Source organism: Mesorhizobium sp. M7A.F.Ca.US.010.02.1.1, from assembly GCF_004023085.1.
Lineage (GTDB): Bacteria > Pseudomonadota > Alphaproteobacteria > Rhizobiales > Rhizobiaceae > Mesorhizobium.
Genome location: NZ_RZRV01000037.1, coordinates 35664 through 48629 on the forward strand (window position 1 = coordinate 35664; position 12966 = coordinate 48629).

General features: G+C 62.2%; 17 protein-coding genes and 2 tRNA genes. 8 read left to right on the top strand and 11 right to left on the bottom strand.

All coding sequences use genetic code 11. The features are described from left to right. Position 1: 1 nt before the first annotated feature. Positions 2-706, top strand: a complete 705-nt coding sequence (hdaA, locus tag EOA19_RS27360; RefSeq protein ID WP_128305366.1) for a DnaA regulatory inactivator HdaA — start codon at positions 2-4, stop codon at positions 704-706. A gap of 15 nt (positions 707-721) precedes the next feature. Here the strand turns inward: hdaA and EOA19_RS27365 are convergent, their stop codons facing one another. Beyond that, a complete protein-coding gene (locus EOA19_RS27365; RefSeq protein WP_128305367.1) occupies positions 722-1003 on the bottom strand; it encodes a hypothetical protein in 282 nt (93 codons plus the stop codon). Between the two features lie 101 nt (positions 1004-1104). After that, a tRNA-Pro gene (locus EOA19_RS27370) sits at positions 1105-1181 on the bottom strand. A 140-nt stretch (positions 1182-1321) separates the two neighbouring features. Here EOA19_RS27370 and EOA19_RS27375 point away from each other — a divergent pair. Next, a complete protein-coding gene (locus EOA19_RS27375) occupies positions 1322-1627 on the top strand; it encodes an ETC complex I subunit (RefSeq protein WP_023812590.1) in 306 nt (101 codons plus the stop codon). Positions 1628-1674: 47 nt separating this feature from the next. Beyond that, positions 1675-1751, top strand: a tRNA-Arg gene (locus tag EOA19_RS27380). An 87-nt stretch (positions 1752-1838) separates the two neighbouring features. On the opposite strand, the gene EOA19_RS27385 is transcribed toward EOA19_RS27380, so the two are convergent. From EOA19_RS27385 to EOA19_RS27395, 3 genes are read right to left on the bottom strand one after another with little or no spacing between them, the layout of a single operon-like run. Next, the gene (locus EOA19_RS27385; protein ID WP_128305368.1) at positions 1839-2120 is read right to left on the bottom strand and encodes a hypothetical protein; all 282 of its coding nucleotides are present in this window, start codon (positions 2118-2120) and stop codon (positions 1839-1841) included. A gap of 39 nt (positions 2121-2159) precedes the next feature. Continuing rightward, positions 2160-2441, bottom strand: coding sequence for a helix-turn-helix transcriptional regulator (locus EOA19_RS27390; RefSeq protein ID WP_031213538.1), 282 nt, complete (start codon positions 2439-2441; stop codon positions 2160-2162). 4 nt (positions 2442-2445) lie between these two features. Continuing rightward, positions 2446-2709 carry a hypothetical protein gene (locus EOA19_RS27395; protein ID WP_348629854.1) on the bottom strand — a complete coding sequence of 88 codons (264 nt, stop codon included), beginning with the start codon at positions 2707-2709 and terminating at the stop codon, positions 2446-2448. A gap of 308 nt (positions 2710-3017) precedes the next feature. Here EOA19_RS27395 and EOA19_RS27400 point away from each other — a divergent pair, with 308 nt between their 5' ends. From EOA19_RS27400 to EOA19_RS27415, 4 genes are all read left to right on the top strand, one after another. Next, positions 3018-3239: a hypothetical protein gene (locus tag EOA19_RS27400; RefSeq protein ID WP_023814103.1), complete on the top strand. Its 222-nt coding sequence runs from the start codon at positions 3018-3020 to the stop codon at positions 3237-3239. A 238-nt stretch (positions 3240-3477) separates the two neighbouring features. Then, positions 3478-4266, top strand: coding sequence for a GGDEF domain-containing protein (locus tag EOA19_RS27405; protein WP_128305369.1), 789 nt, complete (start codon positions 3478-3480; stop codon positions 4264-4266). Positions 4267-4560: 294 nt separating this feature from the next. Continuing rightward, positions 4561-5523 (top strand): glycosyltransferase family 4 protein, encoded by a 963-nt coding sequence (locus tag EOA19_RS27410; protein ID WP_128305370.1) that lies wholly within the window; start codon positions 4561-4563, stop codon positions 5521-5523. 146 nt (positions 5524-5669) lie between these two features. Then, complete coding sequence (locus EOA19_RS27415; RefSeq protein ID WP_128305371.1) at positions 5670-6896, top strand: anion transporter; 1227 nt, start codon at positions 5670-5672, stop codon at positions 6894-6896. 76 nt (positions 6897-6972) lie between these two features. Here EOA19_RS27415 and EOA19_RS27425 read toward each other — a convergent pair whose 3' ends face one another. Next, positions 6973-7560: a TetR/AcrR family transcriptional regulator gene (locus tag EOA19_RS27425; protein WP_164748925.1), complete on the bottom strand. Its 588-nt coding sequence runs from the start codon at positions 7558-7560 to the stop codon at positions 6973-6975. Between the two features lie 87 nt (positions 7561-7647). On the opposite strand from EOA19_RS27425, the gene EOA19_RS27430 reads away from it, so the two are divergent. Then, positions 7648-8529: a crotonase/enoyl-CoA hydratase family protein gene (locus tag EOA19_RS27430; protein WP_128305372.1), complete on the top strand. Its 882-nt coding sequence runs from the start codon at positions 7648-7650 to the stop codon at positions 8527-8529. On the opposite strand, the gene EOA19_RS27435 is transcribed toward EOA19_RS27430, so the two are convergent. From EOA19_RS27435 to EOA19_RS27455, 5 genes are all read right to left on the bottom strand, one after another. Next, complete coding sequence (locus EOA19_RS27435) at positions 8490-8798, bottom strand: cupredoxin family copper-binding protein (protein WP_128305373.1); 309 nt, start codon at positions 8796-8798, stop codon at positions 8490-8492. The two genes, EOA19_RS27430 and EOA19_RS27435, sit on opposite strands and share 40 nt — an antisense overlap. An 11-nt stretch (positions 8799-8809) precedes the next feature. Next, positions 8810-9334: a DUF4142 domain-containing protein gene (locus EOA19_RS27440; protein ID WP_128305374.1), complete on the bottom strand. Its 525-nt coding sequence runs from the start codon at positions 9332-9334 to the stop codon at positions 8810-8812. 115 nt (positions 9335-9449) lie between these two features. Further along, positions 9450-10124: an RNA polymerase sigma factor gene (locus EOA19_RS27445; protein WP_128305375.1), complete on the bottom strand. Its 675-nt coding sequence runs from the start codon at positions 10122-10124 to the stop codon at positions 9450-9452. A 130-nt stretch (positions 10125-10254) separates the two neighbouring features. Then, positions 10255-11316 carry an HPP family protein gene (locus EOA19_RS27450; protein ID WP_027037856.1) on the bottom strand — a complete coding sequence of 354 codons (1062 nt, stop codon included), beginning with the start codon at positions 11314-11316 and terminating at the stop codon, positions 10255-10257. Positions 11317-11548: 232 nt separating this feature from the next. Continuing rightward, positions 11549-12727, bottom strand: coding sequence for a cystathionine beta-lyase (locus EOA19_RS27455; protein WP_128305376.1), 1179 nt, complete (start codon positions 12725-12727; stop codon positions 11549-11551). Positions 12728-12966: the final 239 nt, after the last annotated feature.

A 12966-nucleotide genomic window follows, 5' to 3' on the forward strand; every position in this document is an offset into this window, starting at 1 on the left:
AGTGACTGCCCAGCCAACCGACCCGCCACGCCAGTTGCCGCTCGATCTCGGCCATGGCACCGGCTATTCGCGCGACGAACTCGTCGTCTCCGGCACCAACAACCAGGCGGTGGCGCTGGTCGACCGCTGGCCGGACTGGCCATCGCCGGTCGTGGTGCTGGCCGGTCCCGCGGGTTCGGGCAAGACGCATCTGGCCTCGATCTGGCGCGCGCGTGCCGATGCGGTGGCGGTCGACGCCAGGCGCATCGGCGACAGCATTGCCAATCTCGGCGCGCGGCCGGCACTGATCGACGATGTCGATACCGGCGCGGTCGATGAACAGAGCCTGTTCCATCTGATCAATGCGGTGCGTGGTGCCGGGTCGACGCTGCTCCTGACGGCGCGCCGCTTCCCGTCCGCCTGGGGCATCACGCTGCCTGATCTCGCCTCACGGCTGAAAGCGGCGGCGACAGTGGAAATTCATGAGCCCGACGATCTCCTGCTCGCCGGCGTCATCACAAAACTCTTCGCCGACCGTCAGATCGAGGTCGAACCGCATGTCGTACAGTATCTGGTCCGCCGTATCGAGCGCTCGCTGGCGACAGCGATGCGCGTGGTGGAGCGGCTCGACCGGACCGCGCTCGAACGCAAGACCTCGATCACCAGGGCGCTGGCAGCCGAAACCGTCAACGCCATGGACGAAGGGCAGGGCGAATTCGAGATTTAGCCTGAGAGGCCAGTCTCAGAGCCACATTCTGGCGAAATGACGGACCGCGAGGTAGACGGCAGAGTGAGCGGCGATATAGCCGGCGGCGACCAGCACAAACATTCCGATACTGACACGCCAGGAGCGGGAGACGACGGCGCCTGGGGCCTGCCTCGCCTGTCTGCGGCTTTCACGGTTGTTCCACATCGCCAGTGCGGCGCAGGCAATTGCCCACGTCACCATGAACGGAGCGGTGATACCGGCATAGGCAAAGTAGGCCGGTCCGAAAAGCGACACCCAGGCATCGATTCCAAGCATCTGAATCCCCTGTTGCCGAACCGGCCCGCGGCCGCCGGATGCACGACCGGAGCCGGAGCAAGTGAGCATATGGCTGCGCCGGGCATTGGGCTGTGAGGGGATGGTCGGAGTGGAGAGATTCGAACTCCCGACCCTCTGGTCCCAAACCAGATGCGCTACCAGGCTGCGCTACACTCCGAACGGTCTGTTGCCTATTCATTTCGGTGGTGCATGGCAAGTGCAAAAACCCGCGAGAGCAAAAACCTTGCCGCCGTGCGCATTGCGCAGTAATGACGGGCGAAGGGTGGCGATGCTGCCTTGCACAAGAACGAGGTGGCCATGTCCGCGCGCATTTTCAGCCCAGCCAAAACCGCGATGCAGTCCGGCAAGGCCAAGACCGGCCACTGGGTGCTGGAATTCGATCCCGAGACGCGCAAGAAGATCGATCCGCTGATGGGCTATACGACGTCGGCAGACATGAGAAGCCAGATCAGGCTTAGCTTCGACACGCGGGAAGAGGCGGTGGCCTACGCCGAAAAGCAAGGGCTCGCTTTCCGCGTCGAAGAGCCGAAAGAGACCAAGCGCCGCCAGATTTCCTATGCGGAGAATTTCCGCTATGACCGCAGGACGCCCTGGACGCATTGAACGGCGCCCGGCGCCAGAATATCCAGCCGGCCCGCCGGCCGGCCAGCGGTCCCGTAGCTCAGCTGGATAGAGCACCGGCCTTCTAAGCCGATGGTCACAGGTTCGAATCCTGTCGGGATCGCCAAAGCCTTTCGGGTCCATTCCGGACACATAGGTCGCGGTTTATACCAGAGACATGGGCTTTCAGAGAGCGTCACCAGGCCTCGTGCGCTCAAACCGCCGCCGCCAGAAGCAGCGTTACCCCCAGGACCGTCGACGCATAGATCGTGGCTAGAAGCACGATCGGGCGAGGATATTCGGCGGGTGTCACGAGGCCGGCAAAGTGGGGATTTCGAAATGTTTCGGTGCCGGGCGACGGGCCGTCGGCGGCAGCGGGAGTGTTGTCATTGCAAGCGTGAACAGAAAGACGCTGGGCAATATCGGCGGCGATCAGAGGATCGTCCGCCACCAATTTCGACCAGTCCGAAACAATGCCGATTTCACCTTTGAACATCGCGCGCCTCCCGTTTGGGATCTAACAGCGATATCTAAATTATGTTCCGCCGATAGTTTGACGAGGCGGACCGCTCTTGGTCCTTGCAACCTTCTGATCGATGAAAACCACGCCCGCTGCCTCCAACCCTCGACGGATGGCAGCCAGCTTGGCCGAACTCGGAATCCTTCGTCCGCTCTCGAAACTGCCGATCGTTCCTTCGCTAAGGCCGCACTTCGCGGCGAGTCGCACCTGCGACCATTTCAGCATCGCTCGTGCGGCTCTGCACTGCTGGGACGTAAGGGGCTGGATCCCTGAGACGGTGGAGCTTCGCGTGTTCACATCCTCAGATCCCTTCGCTTCGGCGGGAGGTGGCTTTGCACCAGGTGCACCTTGTCCAGATCCACGGTGACCATTGTCCGAACGACACCGTGGCCTTGTCGCCGTCGATCTGCGTAACGTCGCCGGATAATTCCATCGGCTGGCCCTTGGCCAGCGTGACCGAATGCGGAAAATTGTAACCGGGGATCGACACGCTGACGCGGTCTTCCGTGACGCGCTTCAGCACCGTCGCCATGACCGCCACTTCGTCGCCGACCTTTATTGCCATGCTTCTGATTCTGGGGCGGCATCCGGCTGGCGTCAAGGATTAGCTATGCCTTATATAGCAAGTCACGGAATCACCTCTTTCCATCCAGGAACGCCACGACAGCGGTAAATACCGCAAGCTGTTCAGCTCTATCATGGTGATGAGGGGATTTAGCGTGGCCGGGCAGTCGGCTGGGGCCAGCGTATTATTTCGTTACTCTGCCTTTTCGGAACCTTCCCGCGCACGGCGCGTTCGGCCCGCTGTATTCGCGGACCCTCATATAAAAGTGGACAGGCGGGAGGCAAACAAGGGTGGGGAGGAGTGTTGCCATGTCGAAGCGAGAAATAGGCATATCTTCGGCTCTGGATCGGCGCATCGCCGACCTCAAGGCCAGGATGCAGGACGCCCGGATCACGGAATATGAAATGAAGACCTTTCAAAAAGTGGCTTCAGCCATGGGAGGCGACGGAGGCTCCCTGCGCCTCGATGCCGACGACCTGATCGCGGCATCCTTTGTCGTCGATGCGCTGAGTGAGCCGACGCTCAACTGACGACGAGCGGTCTGGCTTCGCGCGCCGTTTTGCCCTTGCTCGGCCGGCAGTTGGCCCACGCCTTCAAGCTCTGAAACAGGATGGCTGCTTTCCAGCGGCCGTCTTGTAGCGTCTGTCGCAAGTCATCGACAGGGCCGGCGGGTTGGTTCCGCCGCCCGATATCGAATTGGAGGGAAAGTCTTATCAATTTGTTGGGGTTGGTGCGTCATAGTAGCGACGGCTAACGGAGTTGAACGCGATGAAGCTCGATCTGTCGCCGACGAGCTGGGGCAGGGTGATCGCTGTCACGGCAGTCGGTACGGCATTCTTCATTGCCGTGGCGTTCTTCGTCGATTCCTTCAACTTTCCCTATCTTTCGCCCGAGGCTCTGTGGCGGGCACAGATGACCGACCTGATGCTGCCTTTGGTGCTGGGTGGTTCGTTTCTGTTTTTCCTGATGTGGAAGATTCGCCAGCTGGCCATCGCACAGCGCGATCTCAGCGTCATTGCCGCGACCGACAGCCTGACGGCGGTGCTGAACCGTGGCGCCTTCTCGATGCTGGTCGAAGCCTATCTCGAGCAGACCCGAAAGCAGGAGCAAACCCGTTCGGGCGCGCTGCTGATCATCGACGCCGACCACTTCAAGTCGATCAATGACCGTCTGGGTCATGATTGCGGCGATCAGGCACTCAAACTGATAGCGCAGGCGATCAAGGGGCAACTGCGTGGCGGCGATATCGTCGGCCGCATCGGCGGCGAAGAATTCGGCGTGTTTCTGCCCGGCGTGGATCCCTCGCAATCCTGGGTGGTTGCCGAAAGCATCCGCCGGCGTATCAGGGAGATGGAATTCTCACCCGGCGGCAGGCCTTGTCCGCTTTCCGTCAGCATCGGCGGCACAAGCTTCACCGGCCCGATCACCTATGAGGAAATCTTCTCCGCTGCCGACAAAAGGCTTTACACGGCCAAGTCGAACGGACGCGATCAAGTCAGCTTCGATCCGGCCGGAACGTCTCCGGCGCCTGCGCCCGGGGTCGCCACCGTGCATTGACGGCAGAAACTTGCGGATGGCTGATCGGGAAGCTCTCGAAATCGACGCAGGCCGCTTTCTCGACGCTTCAATGCTTACAGTCATATGCCGGGATTCCGATCTTTAGGGATAGCATGCCGGCTCGATAGGCCATGGACTGCAACCGCTTACCGGTATACTCCCCCCGCGTTGGCGATGTTTCGTTGTCGGCAGAAACGGTTCTCACTCCTGAGTTTCCAAGGGTTACGGCCGACGTGCGATCATGATTTTGACGCCGGCGAACAATGGCGGAAACGGTCAGGTAAGCACACGATTATGATCCATTTGTTCAACGGCTTTCAGGATCCTTTCGGTGGCAGTGACCTCAAGACCTTGGAACTCTATCGGCTGTTGAGCGCCGATTCGGAGGTGCGCCTTTGGGCTGCGTCATCGCGGGCTTCAGGTGAATTAATGCGGCAATTCCCGATACGTCGTATTTCCCCGCTTACGCGAAAAGTTCCGGATGGCGGCACTTACGTTTTTCTCGGAGCGCATTGGCGCAACAAGGTGTGGCCTTACCTGATCCCGCGGCCGCGCCGGCTGATTTACGACTTCAACACCCTTCATCCGAAGGTTCTCAACCTCACCACGCGCATGCCTCGGAGCTTGGGATGGCCCGCCGCCGAGATAGTGCTTGTTTCCGACTTTCAGAAGCGATTGCTCCAAATCGACGGCACCGTGCACCCCTCTCCGATCGAGATCGAACGTTTTTCAACACGGCGTCTGGATTCGGATCGTCCGTTCACCGTCGGACGCTTGAGCCGCGATGGGCCGGGCAAACATCATCCCGATGACATACCCCTTTACGAGACATTGCTGGCTGAAGGTACAGCCTTGCGGATTCAGGGAGGGACAGGGCTCAAGGGCAGCCTCATGCCGCATCCGCAACTCGAGCTGTTGCCACCCGGCCAATTTTCCGCCGAAGCGTTTCTGCAGACGCTCGACGTGTTTTATTATCGCACCGGTTGGCATGTGGAAACCTTCGGTCGCGTCGTGTTCGAGGCGATGGCCTGCGGGTTGCCCGTGGTCTGCCATTCATATGGAGGCTATTCCGATCATATCAGGCATGGCGAAAACGGCTTCTTGTTCGAAACGACGCAGCAGGCGGCGCGGATCCTGGCCGATCTCAAAGCCGATCCGGCGCTGCGGGCGGCAGTGGGCCTCAAGGCACGGCAGACCGTCGAGCAGCTGTTTTCACCGCAGGCACTGCGACAAAGGCTGGATTTCTATCTGCGTTAGCGGCACGTCATCCCTTGGGCGGTGCTTGACGCAACAACATGCCTGGCTGTCTGTCATCGATCTCGACATCGCGCTAAAGCAGGCACGCAAATCAGCCCATTGGGGCTGACAGGCAGCGGCGCGCCACAGGGCAGGACTTCTTATCGATGACATTGATGGGCGCGGCGGCACTGCTGATCCTGATCCTGACTTACGCCGGTGTCGCCATCGGCCGCATCCCCGGCCTGCGCCTCGACCGGGCGGGGATCGCGCTTCTCGGCGGGGCCGCGATGATCGCCATCGGCGCGCTCAGCATGGAGGATGCCTACCGGGCGATCAATTTCGACACCATCACGCTTCTGCTCGGCATGATGATCGTGGTGGCGCATCTGAAAGTGTCGGGCGCCTTTCGCGGCCTTGGCGCCATCGCCATCGAGCACGCGCACGCGCCCTTCATGCTTTTGGTGATGGTGACGGTGCTGACCGGCGTGTTGTCCGCCTTCCTGGTCAACGACGCCATCTGCCTCGTCATGGCGCCGATCGTCGTCCACGTCACCCGCATCATCAAGCGCAACCCGATCCCCTATCTGATCGCCACCGCCACCGCGTCGAATTGCGGCAGCGTCGCCACCATCACCGGCAATCCGCAAAACATGGTCATCGGCGCGCTTTCGGGCATTTCCTATCCGGCCTTTTCAGCAGCGCTCGCTCCGGTCGCCCTGTTCGGCCTCATCGCGGTTGTCGTCATCATCCGTATCGTCTTCCGGGCCGAATTCGCCCGAACTGTCCAACTGACGCCCGAAGTCTCGCGTGGCCGCATGCACAAGGGGCAGGTGCTGAAGGCGGTGGTGGTCTGCATCGGACTGGCAATCGCCTTCTTCGCCGGTGTGCCCGTCGCCAAGGCCGCACTCATCGGCGGCGCCATCCTCTTGCTCACCCGGGCGATCAAGCCGGAACGCATCTACCGCGAGATCGACGGTCCGCTGCTGTTCATGTTCGCCGGTCTGTTCGTTGTGGTCGCCGGCGCCGAAAAGACGCTTCTTTCGCCAGACATGATCGCTTCGGCCAAGAACCTCGGGCTGGGCGACGTCTGGCGCCTGTCCGGTTTCACCGCGGTGCTCTCCAACATCATGAGCAATGTCCCGGCCGTGCTGGCGCTTCGGCCCTTCATACCGGGCCTCGAAAACCCCGAGCGCGCCTGGCTGGTCGTCGCCATGAGTTCGACGCTGGCCGGCAATTTCACGCTGCTGGGTTCGGTCGCCAATCTGATCGTCGCCGAACAGGCACGGGCCGCCGGCACGACGCTGTCGTTCGGCGCTTTTTTCAAGGTCGGCTTGCCGCTGACGCTGATAACGCTGGCCGCCGGCACGGCATGGCTGGCGTTTGGGTTCTAATGCATGTCGCCCAAAAGTGGCCCCGGTTTTGGGGCAACGATATGCATAAAACCAAAGGCTTAAAGCGCGTCGCGCTTTAGACCTGGCTGCCTGAAATCCGCGCCCGCACCAGCGTCGCCGCGGCGCGGCCGGCGGCCTCGATATAATCGGGATTGCGGTGGATCAGCATGATCGAAAAGCAGCCGTCGATCAAAAGCACGATCTCGCGTGCCAAGGCAGGCGGCTCGCCGACGCCATGGTCCGACAAGGCGCCGGCCAGCCATGTTTCGAAATTCAGCTTGTGCCGCGCGCCGACCTTGACCGCCGGATGTCCGGGCATCGAGGCGAGTTCGGCGGCCGTGCGCAGGAAGCCGCATCCTTTCCATTTCGGGTGACGAGCGGACCGCGCCAGATTGGTGAAGATCGCCTCGACCTTGCGATCCGCGCCGCCTTCGGCAGCATCGAACCAGCCAGCCATCCGCTTCAGATTGGGTTGGTCGCGGCCATCGAGATAGGCCGCGATGAGGTCGTCCTTGCTCTTGAAATGGTAGTAGAGCGTGCGCTTGGTGAGACCCGCTTCCTCGGCGACGGCATCGACGCTGACGCGACCGATTCCTTCGGCATAGAAGAGCCTGGTCGCGGCATCGACAATGCGTTTGCGGGTAGGACTTTGCGTGTCAGGCATGAGCTTAGGTATACCGACTAGTGAATATACACAAGCGGAAAGAGGCATAGTCTTCCGGTCATCAGCATGATGAAGAAGGAAGAGCCAATGACCGATCTTGTCCTTAGCGAAACCCGGGATGGGATTGCCATCCTCACCCTCAACCGGCCGGAGAAGCTCAACGCGCTGAATTATGCCCTGATCGATCGCCTGCTTGCGATCCTCGACGACATTGAAGTCGATGACAGCGTCCGCGCAATCATTCTGACCGGAGCAGGGGAGCGGGCGTTTTCGGCGGGCGGCGACATTCATGAGTTCTCGGCAAGCGTGGCGGTCGGCGTCGATGTCGCGATGCGGGACTTCGTCATGCGCGGGCAACGGCTGACGGCGAGGCTGGAAGCGTTTCGCAAACCCGTCATCGCTGCCGTCAACGGCATTGCCTTTGGTGGCGGTTGCGAAATCACCGAGGCGGTGCCGCTGGCCATCGCCAGCGACCGCGCTTTGTTCGCCAAGCCGGAAATCAGCCTTGCAATGCCGCCGACCTTTGGCGGAACCCAACGCCTGCCGAGGCTCGCCGGGCGCAAGCGGGCGCTCGAACTGCTGTTGACCGGCGACTGGTTTGCGCCGCCGCGGGCGCTTGAGCTGGGTCTCGTCAACGAGGTTGTGCCGCATGCCGAGTTGATGCCGGCCGCGATCGGCCTGGCCAGGCGTATCCTGCGGCACTCCGATCTGGCGATCGCCAGCATCCTCACGGCAGTGACGCGCGGCCTCAACCAGAGCATCGCCGAAGGCTTGGCTGTCGAGGCCGAGCAGTTCGCCCGCATGGCCCCGACCGCTGATCTGCGCGAAGGGCTGGATGCCTGGATCGCACGCCGCGAGCCGGGCTATGACGGCTCGTGGACGCATATCGCGCGCCCCGACGAGGCCAGGCGAGCCTCGTTGGCGCTGGATCAGGGGGCCACCACCAAACGGCCTTTCATGTTGGGGTGAAAGCGGCAGAAATAGTCGACCTTTCCCGCCGCCTTCAATGTCAGGCTTGCGGATTTCTTCGGCGGGATCATCACCTCCCAGCCGCCTTTCACGGTGGCCGTGTGGGCGAACACATCCTTGTTCACCCACTCGATCGTGTCGCCGACCTTGGCCTCGACGGTGGCTGGCGAGAACACCAGCCTGTCGATGATGACCTGGATGGTTTCTGCTCGCGCCGGAACGGTACCGACGGCCAGCGCCAACGCAATCCACAGATGGCGTTTCGGCATGCTCCCGGTCCTTACTTGAGCATGCCGGCGACGTGCTCGGCGTGCTGCTCATGGCCCTGGAAAATCTTCAGGCCGGTTTCCAGCAGGCTCTTCAGTTCGGCATTCTGCGCCGACGGGATCAAAAGGGTTTCGAGCGCGCCGTTGACCTGCTTGTGGTAGGCGACCTCATTGTCGACATAGGCCTTGTCGAAGGCAGCGCCGTCGAGTTTGGCGAGCTTGGCCCGCTCCTCCGCCGCAGCTTTGGTCAGCGCCTGGCTGGTGGCGTTGTCTTCCGGCGTGACCTTGAGCTTCTTCACCAGGTCGAGCGCCTGAACATTCACGGCTTCATGGTCGCGCACCATGTCGTTGGCGAAATTGACGACCTCCTTGTTCTTCGATTTCTCGATCGCCAGCTTGGCCGTTTCGACGTCGATGACCCCGGCCGTGTAGGCGATGTGGGCGATCTGCGGATCGGTTGGCTTGTCGGCGGCCTGTGCGAACGGGGACGTGCCAAGCAGCAGCAGGGCGGCGAGCGCGGCAGTGTGTCGGATAGACATGGCATCTCCTTCGTCCGGACGCTGAAATCGCGCCGGACTGTGTTTCGGTTGACGGTCATTGGATGCTGGTCAGCGGCAAACGTTCCCGCTGAAATGAACTGAAATCCGGTGAGGCTCAGCTTTCCAGCCCGAGCCGCCGCATCACGGCGCTGGTCAGTCGTTCGCAACGCCGGCCGGCGAAGGGGAAGGCATCGAGCAGCACCGGTCCGATCTGGTCGTCCAGCGCTTTGCGTACCAGGGCGCGCGCGCGGTGCAGCCTTGTCTTGACGGTTTGCGGCCGCACGCCGAGGAGATCGGCGGTCTCCTCAATGCTCAGCCCCTCGATCACCCGCGCCACGAACACCGTCCGGTAGACGTCGGGAAGGCTGTCGGTGGCCTGTTCGACCAGTTGGAGGATCTGCCTTTGCGCCATCGTCCGTTCCGGATCGTCGCTGGGGTTGAGAGGGAACCGGATGATCTCGGCTTGCGGATTTTCCGGCAGTGCCACCGTTCTGCGCCTTTTGCGCAGGCGGCCAAGCGCCTCGTTGATAACGATGCGCGACAGCCATGTGGCGAGCGAGGAGTCGCCGCGAAACGCATCGAGATGGGCGAAAGCCCTGACGTAGGCCTCCTGCACGATGTCCTCGGCCTCGCTGTCATTGCGCACGACGCCGCGCGCGATCCGGTAGAGCCGCTGATTGTGTGTCTTGATGATGGTGCGGAAGGCATCGCCGTCGCGCGCCAAGGCGCGGCGCACAAGCTGCATCTCGCCTGGCACAGCGGAAGGCACGGCCGTCAAGACAGCAGGCATGGCCAGTTTCCTCAACCCAATCTCCGGACCGAACCTCGATTGAGAGATTGGACGCTGTCGCCGGCAAAAGGTTCCCGAAGACTTTTCGCGGGGCCCGGCGGCGGTACCCTACCGCGCGAGTGAAGGCTTGTCAGGCAGCCTGCAGGCGCGCCGTGGCCGCCAACAGATCGGTCTGGGTGATCAGCCCGAGAATCCGTTTGTCGTCGTCGACGATGATCACCGCATGGCTGCGGCCGTCGGTGAGCACCGGCAGCAGACCCATGGCGGCAAAACCTGCGGCGGCTGTTGCCGCGGGTGATATGACGGATCCGACTGTCCCGGAGGCCTGGGTGAGTTCGCGCAACCCCACGGTGCCTGCCAGCCTGGCTTCCGCATTGACGACCGGCAGGGTCCGGATGTTGTGGTCAAGCAGCAATTGGCGCGCCGCCTCGGTGGAGGTGTGAGCATCGACCGAGATCACATCGCGCGACATGATGTCCTCGCACAGAAGCGTCTTGTGCGCGCGCACCATCGCCTGCAATTCGACCTGCCGCAGCAGCCGGTCGAGATCGTTGCGATCGATATCGAACGTCTCGTCAAGTGCGCCAAGCGCGGCATCGATGTCTTCGGACCGGAAGCCCACGCGCAGCTGCGCCGGCGGGTCGCCGGTGCCGTGGCTGTTCGCCGGCGCTGCAACCGGTACATGCGGATAATTGCGCCGGGCCAGCCTGTGGAAGCCGTAGCCGAGCGCCACCAGCAGGATCGAGTTCAGCGCCACCGGCACAAATGGAAACAGGAAGCCGGCGCTGATGACGGCAGGCCCTCCCAGCACCGCGGTCAGCGCGGCCGCTCCGCCCGGCGGATGCAGGCAGCGCGTGAACGACATGGCGGCGATGGCCAGTGCCACCGCAATGCCGCTGGCAAGGGCGGTTTCGTGGATGAAATGCGCCACGATCACGCCGACCAGTGCCGATATCGTGTTGCCGCCGATGATCGACCATGGCTGTGCCAGCGGACTGGCGGGCACGGCGAACAGGAGCACCGCCGACGCCCCCATCGGCGCCACCAGCAGCGGCACGTGCGGGCCGTTGCCGAGCACAAGGCTGGCGATCACGCCGGTGAGTGCAATGCCGATCGTTGCGCCGATACAGGCGACGAGACGCTCGCGCAGCGTCGCGCCGGCAAGAATGGGAACAAAAAGGCGGAAAGCCATGGGGTCGAAAACTCTGCCGGTATTCCAGGGGACGTCGAAAATGTGCTGATTGCACCGCAATGACGCGGCATCGTTGAATTTGAAAGCCAAACTGATCCGCGAAATCGCAATTTTAGGGAATAGAATTCCGCTAGTGCATGTCGCCCAAAAGTGACCTCGGTTTTGGGAGAACGACATGCACAAAAACAAAACCTGAAGCGGGTCGCCTGAAAATCTTCAGGCGCGACACGCTTTAGGCCGCTGCTGCGGCGGTCAGGCCGCGCGAAATATCGGCCTTCAGGTCGTCGACATCCTCGAGGCCGATCTGCAGGCGGATCAACGGACCCTCATAGGGGGCTTTTGCAACGACGCGGTCGCCGAGCCAGACCGGTACGGCAAGGCTCTCATAGCCGCCCCAGGAATAACCGAGGCCGAAGATCCGCAGCGCGTCGAGGAAGGCGTGCTGCTGCTTCTGGCCGCCACCGGCAAGAACGATGGAAAAGATGCCGCTCGAGCCGGAAAAGTCGCGCTTCCACAGAGCGTGATCCGGATGGCTGGGCAGGGCCGGGTGGAGCACGCGCGCCACGCCCTTCTGGCCCTCGAGCCAGGAGGCGATGGCAAGCGTACTGCGCTGATGGTGTTCGAGGCGCACGCCCATGCTGCGCAGGCCACGCAGCACCTGGTAGACGTCGTCGGGCCCGGCGCAACAGCCAAGCGTGCAGAAGCTTTCGTAGAGGTGCGTCCAGCAACTCTCATTGGCCGACACCGTGCCAAGCAGCACGTCGGAATGGCCGGCCGGGTATTTGGTCGCGGCATGGATAGATATGTCGACACCGTGGTCGAGCGGGCGGAAATAGAGTGGCGTCGCCCAGGTGTTGTCCATCATGACGATGGCGCCCGCGGCGTGCGCCGCCTTGACGATGGCCGGGATGTCCTGCACCTCGAACGTGTTGGAGGCCGGCGATTCCGTGAACACCACCTTGGTGTTGGGCTTGATCAACGCCGCGATGCCGGCGCCGACATCGGGGGCGTAATACTCGACCTCGACGCCCAGCCGCTTCAGCATCGTGTCGGCGAAATTGCGGGTTGGATGATAGACGGTATCGACGATCAGCAGATGGTCGCCGGCCGAGACGAAGGCGAGCAGCGGCACCGTCACCGCCGCAAGGCCCGACGGCACCAGGATCGTGCCTGCCGAGCCTTCCAGCGCGTCTATGGCATGGGCAAGCGCATCGGTCGTCGGTGTGCCGCGCGTGCCGTAAGTGTATTTCTGGGTTCGCGTCGCCATCGAAGCCGCGTCGCGGAAAAGCACGGTCGAAGCATGCACCACCGGCGGATTGACGAAGCCGAAATAGTCGTGCGGATTGTTGCCCGAATGGGCAAGCCGCGTGTTGATGCCCATCCCGCCGTGCTCGCTGCCGTCTTTCGCCATCTGCGTCGCCTTGTTTGATAAGCCGCTAGCCATAGTGCGGCGCTATGGACCGTGCAACGGCCACCGCCCGCCAGGAGGCGGACTTCGAATATGCCAATTCGTCGCGGCAAAAACAGCGATGCGGGGACGGAGTATTAAACGAAAAACCCGCCTGTGCGGCGGGCTATCGGCGCAAATCAGCACCATGGACGAATATGTACCATAGCTGAGGGCAGGGAGTCAAGAAAAAATTCCTATCA